The 14,890-nt window shown below is 70.5% G+C and carries 21 protein-coding genes; 11 read left to right on the top strand and 10 right to left on the bottom strand.

Annotated elements, in window-relative coordinates:
* From AB0D85_RS26540 to AB0D85_RS26520, 5 genes are all read right to left on the bottom strand, one after another.
* Positions 1 to 735 carry a response regulator transcription factor gene (locus tag AB0D85_RS26540; protein ID WP_362324897.1) on the bottom strand — a complete coding sequence of 245 codons (735 nt, stop codon included), beginning with the start codon at positions 733 to 735 and terminating at the stop codon, positions 1 to 3.
* 102 nt (positions 736 to 837) lie between these two features.
* On the bottom strand, positions 838 to 1,098 hold the full coding sequence (locus tag AB0D85_RS26535) for a hypothetical protein (RefSeq protein WP_362324894.1): 261 nt from the start codon (positions 1,096 to 1,098) through the stop codon (positions 838 to 840).
* Between the two features lie 31 nt (positions 1,099 to 1,129).
* Positions 1,130 to 2,293: a trypsin-like peptidase domain-containing protein gene (locus AB0D85_RS26530; protein ID WP_362324891.1), complete on the bottom strand. Its 1,164-nt coding sequence runs from the start codon at positions 2,291 to 2,293 to the stop codon at positions 1,130 to 1,132.
* 267 nt (positions 2,294 to 2,560) lie between these two features.
* Entirely contained in the window at positions 2,561 to 3,583 is a 1,023-nt protein-coding gene (locus AB0D85_RS26525; protein WP_362324888.1) for a LacI family DNA-binding transcriptional regulator, read from the bottom strand.
* A 107-nt stretch (positions 3,584 to 3,690) separates the two neighbouring features.
* Entirely contained in the window at positions 3,691 to 4,470 is a 780-nt protein-coding gene (locus AB0D85_RS26520; protein WP_362324885.1) for a response regulator transcription factor, read from the bottom strand.
* Between the two features lie 179 nt (positions 4,471 to 4,649).
* On the opposite strand from AB0D85_RS26520, the gene AB0D85_RS26515 reads away from it, so the two are divergent.
* The 8 genes from AB0D85_RS26515 (at position 4,650) to AB0D85_RS26480 (ending at position 10,236) form a co-directional block, all read left to right on the top strand.
* Complete coding sequence (locus AB0D85_RS26515; RefSeq protein ID WP_362324882.1) at positions 4,650 to 5,486, top strand: alpha/beta fold hydrolase; 837 nt, start codon at positions 4,650 to 4,652, stop codon at positions 5,484 to 5,486.
* 46 nt (positions 5,487 to 5,532) lie between these two features.
* Positions 5,533 to 5,787 (top strand): MoaD/ThiS family protein, encoded by a 255-nt coding sequence (locus AB0D85_RS26510; RefSeq protein WP_362324879.1) that lies wholly within the window; start codon positions 5,533 to 5,535, stop codon positions 5,785 to 5,787.
* A 9-nt stretch (positions 5,788 to 5,796) separates the two neighbouring features.
* Positions 5,797 to 6,867 (top strand): hypothetical protein, encoded by a 1,071-nt coding sequence (locus AB0D85_RS26505; RefSeq protein WP_362324876.1) that lies wholly within the window; start codon positions 5,797 to 5,799, stop codon positions 6,865 to 6,867.
* A 492-nt stretch (positions 6,868 to 7,359) separates the two neighbouring features.
* Complete coding sequence (locus AB0D85_RS26500) at positions 7,360 to 8,097, top strand: DUF2993 domain-containing protein (protein ID WP_362324873.1); 738 nt, start codon at positions 7,360 to 7,362, stop codon at positions 8,095 to 8,097.
* Between the two features lie 233 nt (positions 8,098 to 8,330).
* The gene (locus AB0D85_RS26495) at positions 8,331 to 8,411 is read left to right on the top strand and encodes an Ms5788A family Cys-rich leader peptide (protein ID WP_350751515.1); all 81 of its coding nucleotides are present in this window, start codon (positions 8,331 to 8,333) and stop codon (positions 8,409 to 8,411) included.
* A gap of 121 nt (positions 8,412 to 8,532) precedes the next feature.
* On the top strand, positions 8,533 to 9,372 hold the full coding sequence (locus tag AB0D85_RS26490) for a sulfurtransferase (protein ID WP_362324870.1): 840 nt from the start codon (positions 8,533 to 8,535) through the stop codon (positions 9,370 to 9,372).
* Positions 9,373 to 9,423: 51 nt separating this feature from the next.
* On the top strand, positions 9,424 to 9,711 hold the full coding sequence (locus AB0D85_RS26485) for a DUF1416 domain-containing protein (protein ID WP_093501297.1): 288 nt from the start codon (positions 9,424 to 9,426) through the stop codon (positions 9,709 to 9,711).
* 261 nt (positions 9,712 to 9,972) lie between these two features.
* Complete coding sequence (locus AB0D85_RS26480) at positions 9,973 to 10,236, top strand: DUF3099 domain-containing protein (RefSeq protein WP_362324866.1); 264 nt, start codon at positions 9,973 to 9,975, stop codon at positions 10,234 to 10,236.
* Positions 10,237 to 10,250: 14 nt separating this feature from the next.
* Here the strand turns inward: AB0D85_RS26480 and AB0D85_RS26475 are convergent, their stop codons facing one another.
* A complete protein-coding gene (locus tag AB0D85_RS26475; RefSeq protein WP_362324863.1) occupies positions 10,251 to 11,147 on the bottom strand; it encodes an alpha/beta hydrolase in 897 nt (298 codons plus the stop codon).
* Between the two features lie 41 nt (positions 11,148 to 11,188).
* Between AB0D85_RS26475 and AB0D85_RS26470 the strand changes: the two genes are divergently transcribed.
* Positions 11,189 to 11,665: a MarR family winged helix-turn-helix transcriptional regulator gene (locus AB0D85_RS26470; RefSeq protein ID WP_362324860.1), complete on the top strand. Its 477-nt coding sequence runs from the start codon at positions 11,189 to 11,191 to the stop codon at positions 11,663 to 11,665.
* 16 nt (positions 11,666 to 11,681) lie between these two features.
* Here AB0D85_RS26470 and AB0D85_RS26465 read toward each other — a convergent pair whose 3' ends face one another.
* Genes AB0D85_RS26465 through AB0D85_RS26455 form a run of 3 tightly spaced genes read right to left on the bottom strand, consistent with a single transcriptional unit; the run spans position 11,682 to position 12,678 of the window.
* Positions 11,682 to 12,044 carry a DsrE family protein gene (locus AB0D85_RS26465; RefSeq protein ID WP_362324857.1) on the bottom strand — a complete coding sequence of 121 codons (363 nt, stop codon included), beginning with the start codon at positions 12,042 to 12,044 and terminating at the stop codon, positions 11,682 to 11,684.
* A 29-nt stretch (positions 12,045 to 12,073) separates the two neighbouring features.
* On the bottom strand, positions 12,074 to 12,307 hold the full coding sequence (locus tag AB0D85_RS26460; protein ID WP_362324854.1) for a hypothetical protein: 234 nt from the start codon (positions 12,305 to 12,307) through the stop codon (positions 12,074 to 12,076).
* Positions 12,304 to 12,678, bottom strand: coding sequence for a hypothetical protein (locus AB0D85_RS26455; RefSeq protein ID WP_362324851.1), 375 nt, complete (start codon positions 12,676 to 12,678; stop codon positions 12,304 to 12,306). The genes AB0D85_RS26460 and AB0D85_RS26455 overlap by 4 nt, the downstream gene beginning before the upstream one ends.
* A 174-nt stretch (positions 12,679 to 12,852) precedes the next feature.
* On the opposite strand from AB0D85_RS26455, the gene AB0D85_RS26450 reads away from it, so the two are divergent.
* Together AB0D85_RS26450 and AB0D85_RS26445 are read left to right on the top strand one after the other, a co-directional pair.
* On the top strand, positions 12,853 to 13,695 hold the full coding sequence (locus tag AB0D85_RS26450) for a helix-turn-helix transcriptional regulator (protein ID WP_362324848.1): 843 nt from the start codon (positions 12,853 to 12,855) through the stop codon (positions 13,693 to 13,695).
* A complete protein-coding gene (locus AB0D85_RS26445; protein WP_362324845.1) occupies positions 13,677 to 13,958 on the top strand; it encodes a DUF397 domain-containing protein in 282 nt (93 codons plus the stop codon). The genes AB0D85_RS26450 and AB0D85_RS26445 overlap by 19 nt, the downstream gene beginning before the upstream one ends.
* Here the strand turns inward: AB0D85_RS26445 and AB0D85_RS26440 are convergent.
* Positions 13,955 to 14,815 carry a LysR substrate-binding domain-containing protein gene (locus AB0D85_RS26440; protein ID WP_362325084.1) on the bottom strand — a complete coding sequence of 287 codons (861 nt, stop codon included), beginning with the start codon at positions 14,813 to 14,815 and terminating at the stop codon, positions 13,955 to 13,957. The two genes, AB0D85_RS26445 and AB0D85_RS26440, sit on opposite strands and share 4 nt — an antisense overlap.
* Positions 14,816 to 14,890 lie beyond the last annotated feature (75 nt).

The raw sequence follows: 14,890 nt of genomic DNA, 5'->3' as shown, positions 1-14,890 counted from the left end.
TCACTCCGCGCCGCCTTGGCGCAGGACGTACCCGACGCCGCGCACCGTGTGGACGAGGCGGGGTTCGCCGCCCGCCTCGGTCTTGCGGCGGAGGTACATGACGTAGACGTCGAGGGAGTTCGAGGACGGCTCGAAGTCGAAGCCCCAGACGGCCTTCAGGATCTGCTCGCGGGTGAGGACCTGGCGCGGGTGTGCCATGAACATCTCCAGGAGCGTGAACTCCGTGCGGGTCAGCTCCACCTGGCGACCGGAGCGCGTGACCTCGCGCGTCGCGAGGTCCATGCGCAGGTCGCCGAAGGTGAGCGCCTCGTCCTCCTGGGCGGCTTCGGACACGGAGGCCGCGTAGGAGCTGCGACGCAGCAGCGCACGGATGCGGGCGAAGAGTTCGTCGAGTTCGAACGGCTTGACCAGGTAGTCGTCGGCCCCCGCGTCGAGCCCGGTGACCCGGTCGCCGACCGTGTCGCGGGCCGTCAGCATCAGGATGGGGGTCGTGTCGCCCGCCCCGCGGATGCGGCGGGCCGCGGTCATGCCGTCCATCCGCGGCATCTGGATGTCGAGGACGATCAGGTCGGGCTTGTACGCCGTCGCCTTCTCCAGCGCGTCCGCGCCGTCCACGGCCTCCTCGGTCTCGTACCCCTCGAAGGCGAGGCTGCGCTGGAGCGCTTCGCGTACGGCCGGCTCGTCGTCGACGATCAGGATGCGCTGGGGGTCACGGTCGCCATCGGCGGGGCTCATCGCTCGCGGTTCCTCGGGGTGCGGTGGTTCGTCGGTCGGGACGCCTCTCAGCCTCGCATGTTTCCGGGCTGTCGGGTATGCACGCTGGTGGGGCGGAAAACCCTAGCCGCGTACCAGGGTCATGCGGCTCAGCGGCACCTTGCGCTGGTGCGGCCGGGCCATGGACATGCGCAGGCCCATCAGCTGCGGGGCCGGCGCGACCTCCGGGGCGCGCGGGGCCGGGGTCGTGGCCACCGCCGCCTCCGTCGGCGCGTGGAGTTCGTACGCCACCGCGAGGGCCAGGGTGATGCCGGCCGGGCCTTCGGCGGCCGTCGTGTGCGCGACCTGCGGGACCTGCGAAGCCTGAGCGACCTTCTTGATCATGACGTACTCCCTACGTGCTCGTGCTGGTGGTTCAGCTGGTGGAGCCCGCCCGCAGCTTGGCCAGGTCGGACTTGACGGTGTTGATCGGGATGGCGAAGCCGAGGCCGACGCTGCCCGCGTCCGAGGAGGACGAGGAGGAGGACGAACTGGCCGAGTACATCGCCGAGTTGATGCCGATGATGTTGCCGCCGGCGTCGATCAGCGCGCCGCCGGAGTTGCCCGGGTTGAGGGACGCGTCGGTCTGGATCGCCTTGTAGGTCGTGGTCGACGAACCGGTGTCGCCGTTGAACTGCTGGCCGCCGAAGGAGAACGGCCACTGGCCGCTGCCGCCGCTGCCCTGGCTCTGCTGGCTCTGGCTCTCGTCGGTGGAGACGGTGACGTCCCGGTTCAGCGCGGAGACGATGCCGCTGGTGACGGTGCCGGTCAGGCCCTCGGGGGAGCCGATCGCCACGACCGTGTCGCCGACCTGGACGCCGTCGGAGTTGCCCAGGGTGGCGGGCGTGAGGCCGGAGGCGCCTTCGAGCTTGAGGAGGGCGAGGTCCTTGGCGCTGTCGGTGCCGACGACCTTGGCGGTGTAGGACTTGCCGGCGCTGGTCGTCACCTTGATCGACTGGGCGCCGGAGATGACGTGGTTGTTGGTGACGATCTCGCCGTTGCTGGTGATGATCACACCGGAGCCGGTGGAGGTGCCGTTGCTGAGGGTCGCGTTGACCTCGACGACGCTCGGGCTGACGGCGGCGGCGATCGTGGCGACGTCGCCCTTCTTGCTGGAGGGCACCACGCTGGTGGTGGTGGAGCTGGAGACGACCTGGTTCTTGCCGGTCAGCTCCTGGAAGGCGTACGCGGTGCCGCCGCCCACCGCCGCCGCGACGATCGCGACCGCGGCCAGCAGGGCTATCGGGCCCCGGGCGCGCTTCTGCTTCGCGTGAGCCGAGTGCGGGGTCTCATCGGGGTGCGCCGAGAACTCCGGGAGCTGCGTGGTCTCCGGCTCCACGGTGACCGGCTGCGCCGCGAGCGGGGCCTGCGGGGCCTGCTGTGCCGCCTGCTGCATCGGCTGGTGCGTGGGCGGGGGCGGCCACTCGGGGTTGACGGGAGAGGCAGCGTGCTGCTGCTGGGGGTACGCGCCCTGGTAGGCGTCGCCCTGGGGACCCTGCGGGTTCTCGTACTCGCCGCTGCGGCGGAAGCTCTCGGTCATGACAAATAGCTTGTCCCGTGACCATGAGAGCTTCCTGAGCGCCCGCTGAGAACGGGAAGAGAAGCTCGTTTGCCCGAAATAAAGAGGCTTCTCGCAGGTCGAGCGGGGTTCTCAGAAGCCGTTCATGAAGGCTTTCCTGTGAGTGCGGGCCGGTGGGGGCTGGTCGCGCAGTTCCCCGCGCCCCTGAAGGGGCGCTCGCTACAGTGCCCTTCTTTTAGGGGCGCGGGGAACTGCGCGAGCAACCACCACGCACCCGCACCAGAACGACTACGCGCACCCGCAAGAACCCCGCACCACCAGCCGCGAAGGAAACGTCTTCAGGCGCTCCCTCCGCGATCCCGCCACCCGCAGGCCGTCGTCCAGGACGAGATCCACCGCCGCCCGCGCCATCGCCGGGCGGTCCGACGCGATCGTCGTCAGCGGGGGATCCGCGAGCGCCGCCTCCTTGATGTCGTCGAAGCCGGCCACCGCCAGCTCCCCCGGCACGTCGATACGCAGCTCCCGCGCCGCCCGCAGCACACCGAGCGCCTGGTCGTCGGTGGAGCAGAAGATCGCCGGCGGGCGGTCGGGGCCGGAGAGGATCTCCAGGGCGACCCGGTACGCGTCGTACCTGTTGTACGGCGCCTCGAACAGCCGGTCCTCCGTGGGCAGCCCCGCCTCGTCCATGGCCCGGCGCCAGCCCTCGACGTGGTCGGAGACCGGGTCGCCGACCGACGGGGTCTCTGCGGTGCCGCCCATACAGGCCACGTACTCGTAGCCGTGCTCCAGCAGATGCCGTACGGCGAGCTGGGCGCCGCCGAGGTCGTCGGTCACCACCGCGACGTCGTCGATCGCCTCCGGCCGCTCGTGCAGCAGCACCACCCGGGCGTCCCAGGCCTCGATCTCGGCCGCGGCCTGGTCGTTCAGCGCGTGGGAGACGAGGATGAGGCCCGAGACCCGCATCCCGAGGAACGCGCGCAGATAGTGGACCTCGCGCTCGGCGACGTAGTCGGTGTTCCCGACCAGCACCATCTTTCCGCGCTCGGACGCCGCCTGCTCCACCGCGTGCGCCATCTCGCCGAAGAACGGCTGCCGGGCGTCCGGGATGATCAGGCCTATGAGGTCGGTGCGCCGTGAGGCCATCGCCTGGGCGACCCGGTCGGGGCGGTACCCCAGTTCCTTGATCGCGGCGAGGACACGCTCGCGCGTGGCCGGGGCGACCGGCCGGGGTCCGTTGTTGATGACATAGCTGACAACGGCGGTCGAAGTTCCCGCCAGCCGCGCCACATCGTCCCGAGTCACCTTGGCCACGCGCGGAGTCTACGCGGATGGACCCGCTCTGGGCAGGGCATATCGCGGCTTCGCTTGCGTAAGCAATGCCCCGGCCGGGCGACGGCCATGCCTCGCCCGGCCCTCGACTATGCCTCCGCAGGCACCTCGACCGCGTCCAGGGCGGCCGATGCGTCCACATCCTCCGTCTTTGCGTGGTCCGCCTTGGCCTTGGCGTCGTCGCTCGCCCGCTCACCCTTCTCGGGCGTAACGAATCGATAACCGACGTTCCGGACGGTGCCGATCAAGGACTCGTGCTCCACGCCGAGCTTGGCGCGCAGCCGTCGTACGTGCACATCGACGGTCCGGGTGCCGCCGAAGTAGTCGTACCCCCAGACCTCCTGGAGCAGCTGTGCGCGAGTGAACACCCGGCCGGGGTGCTGGGCCAGGTATTTCAGCAGCTCGAACTCCTTGAAGGTGAGGTCGAGGACCCGTCCCTTCAGCTTCGCGCTGTACGTCGCCTCGTCGACCGACAGGTCGCCGTTGCGGATCTCCATGGGGGAGTCGTCGGCGACGATCTGCTGCCGGCCCATGGCGAGGCGCAGTCGCGCCTCGACCTCGGCGGGACCCGCCGTGTCGAGGAGGACGTCGTCGATGCCCCAGTCGGCGGTGACGGCGGCGAGCCCGCCCTCCGTCACGACCAGGATGAGCGGACAGCCGGGGCCGGTCGACCGCAGCAGCTGGCAGAGGCTGCGGACCTGCGGGAGGTCGCGGCGGCCGTCGATCAGGATGACGTCGGCACCCGGGGTGTCGACGAGGGCGGGGCCTTCGGCCGGGGCGACCCGCACGTTGTGCAGGAGCAGGCCGAGGGCCGGCAGCACCTCCGTCGACGGCTGGAGGGCGTTGGTCAGGAGCAGCAGAGAACTCATACGTCTGGTTCCTCCTCGGTCCCTGCGAGGACTGTGTGCAATGACACTGCGCTGCGCTCCCGATGCTCCATACATCCGCGGTCACCTGGAGTTTCCCGCTTCGTATACAAGCCTTCCGAAAGCACAAAAGGACCCGGTGGCGGCGCTGCCCGAGTCCTCTGCCCAGCAGAATAGCCCACATGAGCATTGGTCCGGCAGGTCATGTGGCACGTTCCATCGTTCGTCCGAACTCTGAGACAAGCAGATACGCCCCTATCCGGACGTTTCTGCGCACGGCCGACGGGGTTTCCGTCGATTCCGTATACGATCCGGCCTCCGTCGTATACGACAGCTCCCGGCCACTCTCCCGTGACCTCGTGTTCGTCATGGCCCACGGTTTCACGGGCGACGTGGACCGGCCACACGTACGACGGGTGGTGACCGCGCTGACGGATTACGCCCCGGTCGTCAGCTTCTCCTTCCGGGGCCACGGCCGCTCCGGCGGCCGTACCACCGTCGGCGATCGCGAGGTCCTCGACCTGGCGGCGGCGGTGCGATGGGCACGCGAGCTCGGGCACACCCGCGTGGTGACCGTCGGCTTCTCCATGGGCGGCTCGGTGGTCCTGCGGCACGCGGCGCTGCACGCCGGGGTGGACGCCGTGGTCTCCGTGTCGTCCCCCGCCCGCTGGTACTACCGGGGCACCGCCCCGATGCGCCGCGTCCACTGGCTGGTCACCCGTCCCGAGGGCCGGCTGGTCGGCCGCTACGGCTTCCACACCCGTATCCACTACCGCGACTGGAACCCGGTCCCGCTGTCCCCGGTGGAGGCGGTGCCGAAGATCGCGCCCGCCCCGCTGCTGATCGTGCACGGCGACAGCGACGGCTACTTCCCGGTCGACCACCCGCAGATGCTGGCCGCGGCCGCGGGTGACGGCGCCGACCTGTGGCTGGAGCCCGGCATGGGCCACGCCGAACACGCGGCGGACGAGGCGCTGCTGGCCAGGATCGGCGACTGGGCGGTGTCCCGGGCGGGCTAGCCTGGCCCCGTACACAGCCGACTGACTGATTCTCCAGAGGAACCTGATGCCCAAGGTCACGGTGCGCTACTGGGCCGCCGCGAAGGCCGCGGCCGGCATCGCCGAGGAGCCGTGCGACGCGGACACCCTCGCCGAGGCGCTGGACGCGGTGCGCGTGCGACACCCCGGGGAACTGGCGCGCGTCCTGCGGCGATGCTCCTTCCTCGTCGACGGTGACCCCGTGGGGACGCGTGCGCATGAGACGGTACGGCTGGCCGAGGGCGGCACGGTCGAGGTGCTCCCGCCGTTCGCAGGAGGGTGAGCGAGAGCGATGACCAACCAGCCGTACGAGGGCTACGACCCGTACCAGCAGCAGCCCCAGGCCGGGCAGCAGCAGTGGGGGTACGAGGAGCAGCAGCAGTACGCCACGCAGCAGTGGCAGGGGCAGACGTGGGAGACGCAGACGCACGCGCCGGTGCCGGCGGCGGCCGCGGAGACGTCGTACCTGCAGCAGCAGCCGTATGCGCAGGCGCAGCAGCAGCCGACGTACCCGGCACCCCCGCAGGCCGCGGCGGCTCCGGCGGCCGCCACTGCCCCTGCCCCCGCTGAGTCCGGCGGCCCGGGGTACGGTCCCTCGACCCTCGCCGGGAACGCGCGGATCACGGACGCGCAGCGGGCGCGCCTGGAGGGCCGTTCGCCGGTCATCGAGCCGGGGATGCAGCCGGCGCTGTTGACGGCGCTGCTGGGCCTGCTGCTGGCGGCGACGGCTCAGGTCTCCTCGTACGCCCTGGTCGTCCCCCTGGTGATCCTCCAGGCGGTGACGGCGGCGGGCTGGTTCCGCCTCAACGGCATGTGGCCGGCCCGGCAGGGCATCGCCCTCGCGTTCCTGGGCGGGCTGGCGGCGGACGCGGCGGTACTGGTGGCGGGCCGCGACCAGGCCCCGGCGGCGATCCTCGGCCCCCTGGGCATCTGGGTCCTGCTCACCCTCGTCCTCCAGCTCCGCTCGCACGCGGACCCGGACACGCGTATGTACGGCCTGATGGCCACGGTCGCGTCCTCCGCGCTGACGATCATCGCGACGGGTTACCTGGGCGCGGATCCGGACGCGGTGTCGGTCGGGGCGGCGGCGGTCGCGGTGGCCGTACTGGCGAGGGCGTTGCCGCTGCCGACGCCGGCGTCGGTGGTCGTGTCCCTGCTGGCGGCGACCGGGGCGGGCATCGCGGTGGGCGGTATGACGGGGCTGGGCACGCAGGGAGCGCTGATCGGAGCGGCGGCCGCGGCGTGCGCGCTCGTCGGCCACCGGGTGGCGAGCTACGACTACCCGTCGAGGTTCGTCCACTTCACGGCGGGCGTGGCCCTACCCCTGTCGGCAGCGGCCCCCTTGGTCTGGGTCCTCCACTGACCCGCCCACCCACCCCCCCGACTCGGTTCGTGGAGGACTGAGGCCGAAGCCCTGTAGGCGCGCGGCGCCTTCGAACGGGGACTGGGCCCGACCTCAGGCGCGCGGCGCCTTCGAACGCGGGCTGGACGGCCGACCTCAGGGGCGCGGCGCCTTTGAACCCGGGCTTGGGCGGCCGACCTCAGGGGCGCGGCGCCTTTGAACCCGGGCTAGGGCGGCCGACCTCAGGCGCGCGGCGCCTTCGAACGCAGGCTAGGGCGGCCGGCCTCAGGGGCGCGGGGAACTGCGCGATCAGCCCCCACCGGCCCGCAGCCGAAACACAGGCCTGGGACGCCCCGATCCGGGGGTCTGGGGGCGGCAGCCCCCAGCACCACCACCGCCACCACCACCGCCGGCCACTGTCACAGCTGCTCGACAATCCCCCATCGGCCCGCCCCCGCAGGGTTAGCGTGGCTGGACCGACGTGAAAATGCCGACCCGGGGGACCCACACCACATGCGCGCCCTGCGAACACTCCTGATCGTCGTCGTCGTTCTCGGCGTCCTCTTCGTGGTCGTCGACCGCGTCGCCGTGCACTTCGCCGAGAGCGAGGCCGCCGGCAAGCTGAAGACGACCGAGGGGCTCGCGAGCACCCCCGACGTCTCCATCAACGGCTTTCCGTTCCTCACCCAGGTCGCCGGCGGCACCCTCGACGACGTCGAGGTCGGCATCAAGGACTACGACGCCAGCACCGGCACCGCCGGCAAGACCATCCGTATCGACGACCTGCACGCCGACATGAAGGACGTCACCTTCACCGGCGACTACAGCTCCGCCACCGCGCGGTCCGCCACCGGCACCGCGCTCATCTCCTACGCCGAGCTGCTGAAGAACGCGCGGACGGAGCCCGTGGACATCGGCCTCGGCTTCACCGGCCAGGTCGTCGGACTCGGCGACGGCGGCAACGGCAAGATCAAGGTCACCCTCGACATCACCGTGCCCGGCGTCAGCGCCCACCAGAAGGTGCCCGTCCTCAGCACGGTCACCGTCAAGGACAACACCGTCCAGGTGCACGCCGACAACCTCCCCAAGCTCGCCGGGGTGAGTGTCATCGAGAACCGCTTCCGGCAGGCCTCCGACTTCCAGCAGGCGATCGATCAGCTGCCCGGCGGTGTCCAGCTGGACAAGGTGCAGGCTGTGCAGGACGGTGTGGAGATCGCGGTGAAGGGTTCGAACGTCAAGCTGGCCGGGTAGAAAGCGCGACGGCGGCGGTCACCGGCGGCCCCACCGGCGGTCACGGCGGCCTGTCGGCGTTCCAACAGGCGAGACGGCCGTGTCCGTACCTCAGATGTGACGACGGATACAGACACCCGCCCGTCCCGGAACCACGCCCCGGACCCTGATCGCGTCCCACAATCCGGACGATCGTGTCTCACCATACGACATGCCGGTGACATGCCCGGTTATCCGTCCCTACGATCGAGCCCATGAAGCGACAGGCGGATCTCACGAAGCGGCGGGCAGTCGACCTGTGCCGCGTTGCCGCCATGCTCTGTCGCCCCTTCTGACGGTGGAGGCCGCTGCCTCCCCCTCCCCCCTGCCCTCCCATGCCGAGGGCATCCGTGCGCCCCGCCGCGCACCCACCCGCACTCGCACGCCCCGCCGCAACTGCCCCGGAGGAGAAAGAGCATGAGCCGCAGCGACGTCCTCGTCGACGCCGACTGGGTCCAGGACAACCTGGACAACCCCGAGATCGCGATCGTGGAGGTGGACGAGGACACGTCCGCCTACGAGAAGAACCACATCAAGAACGCGATCCGGATCGACTGGACCAAGGACCTGCAGGACCCGGTCCGCCGCGACTTCATCGACCAGGAGGGCTTCGAGAAGCTCCTGTCGGCGAAGGGCATCGCCAACGACACGCTGGTGATCCTCTACGGCGGCAACAACAACTGGTTCGCGTCCTACGCCTACTGGTACTTCAAGCTGTACGGCCACGAGAACGTCAAGCTTCTCGACGGCGGCCGCAAGAAGTGGGAGCTGGACGCCCGCGAGCTGGTCGAGGAGGTCCCGGAGCGCACCGAGACCACCTACAAGGCCAAGCCGCAGAACACCGCGATCCGCGCCTTCCGCGACGACGTCGTGGCGGCCATCGGCTCGCAGAACCTCGTCGACGTGCGGTCCCCCGACGAGTTCTCCGGCAAGCTGCTCGCCCCGGCCCACCTGCCGCAGGAGCAGTCGCAGCGTCCGGGCCACGTCCCGTCCGCCCGCAACATCCCGTGGTCGAAGAACGCCAACGACGACGGCACGTTCAAGTCGGACGACGACCTCAAGGAGCTCTACGCCGAGGAGCAGGTGGACCTCGCCAAGGACACCATCGCCTACTGCCGTATCGGCGAGCGCTCGGCCCTGACCTGGTTCGTCCTGCACGAGCTGCTCGGTGTCGAGAACGTCAAGAACTACGACGGCTCCTGGACCGAGTACGGCAGCCTCGTCGGCGTCCCGATCGAGCTCGGCGCCAACAAGTAAGACCCCCGGCAAGACCTCAGACCGACCTTTCAAGACCTCTGGAGTATCAGCATGTGTGGAGCGAAGGCCGGCGGCCCGGACCCCTCGACGATCAAGCCCGGTGAGACCACGATCCAGGGGCAGGTGACGAAGGACGGCGAGCCCGTGGTCGGCTACGTCCGCCTGCTCGACTCGACCGGTGAGTTCACCGCGGAGGTCCCGACCTCCGCCACCGGACAGTTCCGCTTCTACGCGGCGGAGGGCACCTGGACCGTCCGCGCCCTCGTCCCCGGCGCCACCGCCGACCGCACGGTCGTCGCCCAGCAGGGCGGCCTGGCCGAGGTCGCGATCGCGGTCTGAGCCCACCAGCACACCCGGCCAAGGGCCGCACCCCCCGAACCAAACCCGGGAGGCGCGGCCCTTCGCCATGTCCGGACAGAGGACTCGGCCCTACCCTGGACTCATGCTGGCAAGGCGCCGTCGCGTGACCGCTCCTTGATGCGTCTCTCGCACTGCTTCGCAGGCTTCGAGTCGCTGCGCCGGACTCCGTCCGTCGGCCGTGAGGCGAGCCGGTGCGCACCGTCCCGCGCTCGACCCCCGTGCGGGACCTACCCTGGACTCATGCTGGCAAGGCGCCGTCGCGTGTACTTCGCCATGATGGGGATCTGTATCGGTCTCTTCGTCCTGGCGTGGGCAGTCGTACGCCTCTGGTCCGTCCCCGCCGCCGTGGGGATGTGTGTGGTGGCCATGGTCATTCCGCCGGTCGCCGCGATGGTCGCGAACCGCCGGGGGCCGGACGACCGCTGGTGGGACGATCCCTCGGGCGATCCGCAGTCCGACGAGTGGTGGGACGAGCTGGACGGCAAGAAACGCCCGCGGTCCTAGGGGCCGGACAGGCCCTACGCGCGGATGCGCTGCGTGAGGAAGAGCGCCGCGCGGTCCAGCGCCTCGTCGGCCTCGTCGAGGACGCCCGCGAAGGACTGGAACACATGCGGGACGTCGGCGGTGATGTCGAGGACGACGTCCACACCGGCGGCCCTGGCCCGCGCGGCCAGGCGCGTGGAGTCGTCCAGGAGCACCTCGTTCGTGCCGGCCTGCAGGAGCATCGGCGGGAAGCCGGTCAGGTCGGCCAGGACGGCCGGGCTGAGCAGCTCGTGGTGGGGATCCCGCCCCGCCATGTACATCGCCCCGGTGTGGGCCAGGGACTCCCGTGTGAAGTACGGGTCGATGCCCGCCTTCGTGTCCATGCTCTCCCCGGTGCGGGTGAGGTCGAGCCCGGGCGAGAACGCCACGATCGCGGCCGGCATCGGCAGCCCCGCGTCGCGGACGGCGAGGCAGGTGGTGACGCTGAGACCGCCACCGGCGGAGTCCCCGGCGAACGCGATGGACGACGGGTCCGTGCCGCTGTCGAGCAGCGCACGGTACGCGTCCACCGTGTCCTCGATCGCCGCCGGGAACGGGTGCTCGGGGGCCAGCCGGTAGTCCAGCGAGTAGGCCCTGAACCCGGTCCTGGTCACGAGGTTGCCCGTCAGTGACAGTGCGGTCTCGGGGGAGCCGAACACATAGGCGCCGCCGTGGAAGTACAGGAGCGTCCCGGCGCGCTCCCCGTCGACCGGCTCGACACACAGTGCCGGGCGCGGGCCGAGCTTCGCGGCCGAGGTGCGGATCCCGTCCGGGACGATCATCTCGGCCATCAGCGCCCTGAACCCGGCCCGGATGTCCTCGACCGACGGAGCGCCCACGGGCCGCGGCTGCCGCGCCCGCGCGTCGATCATCGCGCGTTGTTCCCTGCTCATACCTGCTCCCCTCGCATGTACATGCCGCTACAGTATATGCCGTGGCATATACATCGGGCGGTGACAGCGCCGACCTCCTCCTGGGTTTCTTCCACGACCTCGTGCGGTGCGAGACGCGGCTGTACAACGCCCTGAACGACCGTCTTCGCGAGCGGCACGGGATCGTCACGTCGCAGTTCGAGTTCCTGCGTCACCTGCGGGACCATCCCGGGTCCCGGGTCGGGGACCTCGCCGCCGGGTTCGCCATCGGCATCGGCGCGACCAGCAAGAGCGTCGACCGCCTGGAGAAGCAGGGCTGGGTCGTCCGCCAGGCCAATCCGGCGGACCGCCGGTCCTCGCTGCTGGCGCTGACCGGCGGCGGCTCGGCCCTGGTCGACGCGGCGGAGGCCACCGTCACCGAACGGCTGGCCGAGCTGATCGGAGACACCCTCGGCGAGTCCGGACCGGCCGTCGCACACGCCTTCGCCCGGCTCCGCGCCGTACTGGAACGCGACGAGATCGGCACGCCGACCGGCTGACCCCCTGGTGCACCGCCTAGTACACGAGCGCCTGCGCCCCGTCCGCCATCGCCTCCTGGACGAACACCTGCGCGCCCGCGATCCGTACGCCCTCGATCACGTCCTTCTCCGTGATGTCCCGGCGGGCCGCGCACTGCGTGCAGAGCGTGAGCGTGCCCCCGGCCAGGATCGAGTCGACCAGGTCGGGCAGCGGGGCGGCGTGCGGCAGTTCGAACTCGGCGGCCCGCCCCGGCAGCGCGAACCACGAGGACTCCCCGGTCAGCCACATCGACACCTCGACGCCGCTGGCCACGGCCACCGCCGCCACCGTGAACGCCTGCGAGCACCGCTCCGGGGCGTCCGCCCCCGCCGTCACCTTGATCACGAGCTTCTTAGCCATGCGAGCAGGGTAATCCGGCCGTCCGCCGCCTACGCCGGAGTCAGCACCGCGTAGTCCGCGAAGATCCTCCGGTACCGCAGATGCCGGGTCTCCTGGGTGTGCAGCCGCTGCCACTCCTCGACGTCGGCGGGGTGCCCGCACACCCCGGACTCGGCCCCGCAGTCCTGTTCGTCCCCCGACACGCACCGCGCCGCGTACTCCGGCGCGGCGCTCGTGTCCTGCGCGATCACGTACGGCACGTACCGGAAGACACGGCGGGTCACGGCTGGTGCTCCGCGCGCTGGTGCTGGCGCAGCAGCACGTTCGCGTCGGTGGCCGCGCTGTGGTCGAACGAGGTCAGGGCGGTCTCCCGGCGGTCGCCGAGCGCCGTGCACTCGACGCAGCCGGGGACGGGCCGGGGCGGCCGGCCGAGGTCGTCGGGGCTGGACGGTACGGCCCACGTACTACGGTCGTTCGCCGCGCGCACGCCCGCGCTCAGCCGCTCTCTGTCGGTAGCGGGGCGTAGCGTCGCCGGGTCGGCCTGCCACTCCCTGCCACCGCCGACGGGGCGCAGTATCGCGTACGGCCCCGACCGGTCCCGGTACTCGCCGACCTGGTCGGTGGCGGTGTCGTAGAGCAGGGTTCCGGGCTCCATGGCATTCGCTCCTTTCGTCCAACATCTATACGAAATGCGCGAGTTGGACTACTCTGCGTGTCGAGGCTGCTACGAGGATGGCCCGGGAGCGGGGTAGGCACGCCGATGAGGGGCCGTTCTTCCCCGTCTGGCGGCGCTAATTCCACAAATTCCATGGGGGACGAGGGAGGGGCGGTGCCGCAGAGGCGGGTGGTGACGGGGCGTAGTCAGGAGCCCAGGCAACGGTTCGCGGAGGAGTTGCGGTTGTTGAGGGCGGAAAGGGGGGTGAGCTTAAAAGGGCTGGCCGAGGAACTGGGCTGGGACGCGTCCAACTTCGGGAAGATGGAGAGCGGGCGGAGTCTGGGGAGCCCGGAGGTCGTGGAGGCGCTGGATCAGTTCTATGGGACGCCGGGGCTGTTGCTGGCCTTGTGGGAGTTGGCGGTTGGGGACCCGTCGCAGTTCAAGGAGCAGTATCGGCGGTACATGAGGTTGGAAGCGGAGGCGACGAGCCTGTGGCACTACGCCGGGAGCTCACCGCCGGGTCTGCTGCAGACGCCCGGGTACGTTCGTGAGGCACTCGCGGTGGGCTGGATCGAGGGTGCTGAGCTGGAGCAGCAGGTGGAGGCACGCGTAGGGCGTCGCCAACTGCTGGAGAGCAATGACCCGCCCATGTTTCGCGTCATCCTCTCCGAGGCCGTGCTACGTACGTCGCTGTGTGATCTGGTGGCGTGGCGGGAGCAGTTGGAGCACTTGGCGGCAGCTGCCGAACGACCGAACATCACCCTTCAGGTGCTGCCGTTCAGCGCCGGACCCCACGGCCTGATGAACACCTCCGTGATGTTCCTGCGGTTGCCGGATGGCCGTACGGTCGCCTACACCGAGAACGATTTACGTGGTGAACTGGTGGAAGAAAACACCTCAGTTGAGCTGCTGCTGCGTAGGTACGATGCGATGCGTGACCTGGCGCTGTCACCGGCCGAGTCGCGCAAGTTCATCCTGCGGATGTTGGAGGAATTGCCGTGCGAGCCGTCGACCTGAGTGGCGTCACGTGGCGCAAGAGCAGCTCCAGCAACACGAGTGGCGGCGATTGCGTCGAGGTCTCCGACGATCTCCTGGCCTCAGCCTCTTGGCACAAGAGCAGCTACAGCAACACGAGTGGCGGCGAATGCCTCGAAGTAGCCGCCGGTCTCCCCTCCCTCGTTCCCGTCCGCGACAGCAAGGTCCCCGCCAGCGGAGCCCTCCTCTTCGCGGCTTCGGTCTGGTCGGCCTTCGTCGCGGCGGTCAAGGTGGACGGCGTTTAATCCGTCCCGTACGCCCCCACCGCCACCCTCACAAACGACCGCACCAGCGGATTCCCGCCCCCCTCCTTCTCCTTCCACGCCACCACCACCCGGCTCGGCGGCATGTCGTCGACCGGTACCACGGTGAGCCCGTCGCCCGGATCGTGGTCGGTCAGGGTCATGCCCACCGTGCCGTTCCACAGCACCGCCTGCCGGCACTCCTGAACCGCACGCACCACCGGCCCCTCCCGCTCCGCCCCGCCGTTCCAGTACGACTGCCAGCGGCGATCCGTGCCCGCCGGGAACCGGAACCACCGCCGGTCGGCGAGGTCGGCCAGCCGCAGGCTCTCCCGGCGGGCCAGCGGATCGTCGGCGCGCAGCAGCGCCCCCACCGGGTCGGCCCGCAACTCCCGTACCACCAGCCCTGTTTCGTCGAACGGCGCACGGGTGAGGGCGATGTCGACGAGCCCGGCGTGCACGCCGCACGTGGGGTCCGTCAGGTCGGTCTCGCGGATGCGGATCTCGACGCCCGGGTGGCGTTCCCGGTACGCGCGGGCCAGCCGGGTCACCCCCGGATCCGTGCTGTCGCCCAGGAGGCCGACCGTCAGAACGGCGGTGCCGGCCGCCCCGGCGACGCGTACGCGCAGCCTGTCGGCCTGGTCGAGGAGCGCGCGGGCCTCGTCCAGGAGCACGGCTCCGACCGGGGTGAGCGCGACGCCGGCCGGGGACCGCTCGAAGAGCCGCGCCCCGATCTCGGCTTCCAGGCCCTTGACCGCACGGCTCAGCGGGGGCTGGCTCATTTGGAGGCGCGCGGCGGCCCGGCCGAAGTGGAGTTCCTCGGCGACCGCCACGAAATAGCGCAGCGTGCGTAGCTCGATACGCTCCATGCAGCAACGATACCGATCGGGTATCGGGCCGGCGGAACAGGTCTTGGACAGCCGTACCACCCCGGC

Origin of the sequence: Streptomyces sp. NPDC048277, from assembly GCF_040652235.1 — a bacterium.
In the GTDB taxonomy this organism is placed as follows: domain Bacteria; phylum Actinomycetota; class Actinomycetes; order Streptomycetales; family Streptomycetaceae; genus Streptomyces.
This window is presented reverse-complemented; position numbering and strand designations above follow the sequence as displayed.

Coding starts and splice junctions, on each gene's coding strand:
- AB0D85_RS26500 (WP_362324873.1), top strand. CDS start 7,360: ATGCGCGCCCTGCGAACACTCCTGATCGTCGTCGTCGTTCTCGGCGTC.
- AB0D85_RS26455 (WP_362324851.1), bottom strand. CDS start 12,678: ATGGAGCCCGGAACCCTGCTCTACGACACCGCCACCGACCAGGTCGGC.
- AB0D85_RS26465 (WP_362324857.1), bottom strand. CDS start 12,044: ATGGCTAAGAAGCTCGTGATCAAGGTGACGGCGGGGGCGGACGCCCCG.
- AB0D85_RS26530 (WP_362324891.1), bottom strand. CDS start 2,293: ATGACCGAGAGCTTCCGCCGCAGCGGCGAGTACGAGAACCCGCAGGGT.
- AB0D85_RS26480 (WP_362324866.1), top strand. CDS start 9,973: ATGCTGGCAAGGCGCCGTCGCGTGTACTTCGCCATGATGGGGATCTGT.
- AB0D85_RS26540 (WP_362324897.1), bottom strand. CDS start 735: ATGAGCCCCGCCGATGGCGACCGTGACCCCCAGCGCATCCTGATCGTC.
- AB0D85_RS26535 (WP_362324894.1), bottom strand. CDS start 1,098: ATGATCAAGAAGGTCGCTCAGGCTTCGCAGGTCCCGCAGGTCGCGCAC.
- AB0D85_RS26475 (WP_362324863.1), bottom strand. CDS start 11,147: ATGAGCAGGGAACAACGCGCGATGATCGACGCGCGGGCGCGGCAGCCG.
- AB0D85_RS26485 (WP_093501297.1), top strand. CDS start 9,424: ATGTGTGGAGCGAAGGCCGGCGGCCCGGACCCCTCGACGATCAAGCCC.
- AB0D85_RS26490 (WP_362324870.1), top strand. CDS start 8,533: ATGAGCCGCAGCGACGTCCTCGTCGACGCCGACTGGGTCCAGGACAAC.
- AB0D85_RS26495 (WP_350751515.1), top strand. CDS start 8,331: ATGAAGCGACAGGCGGATCTCACGAAGCGGCGGGCAGTCGACCTGTGC.
- AB0D85_RS26515 (WP_362324882.1), top strand. CDS start 4,650: ATGAGCATTGGTCCGGCAGGTCATGTGGCACGTTCCATCGTTCGTCCG.
- AB0D85_RS26505 (WP_362324876.1), top strand. CDS start 5,797: ATGACCAACCAGCCGTACGAGGGCTACGACCCGTACCAGCAGCAGCCC.
- AB0D85_RS26520 (WP_362324885.1), bottom strand. CDS start 4,470: ATGAGTTCTCTGCTGCTCCTGACCAACGCCCTCCAGCCGTCGACGGAG.
- AB0D85_RS26510 (WP_362324879.1), top strand. CDS start 5,533: ATGCCCAAGGTCACGGTGCGCTACTGGGCCGCCGCGAAGGCCGCGGCC.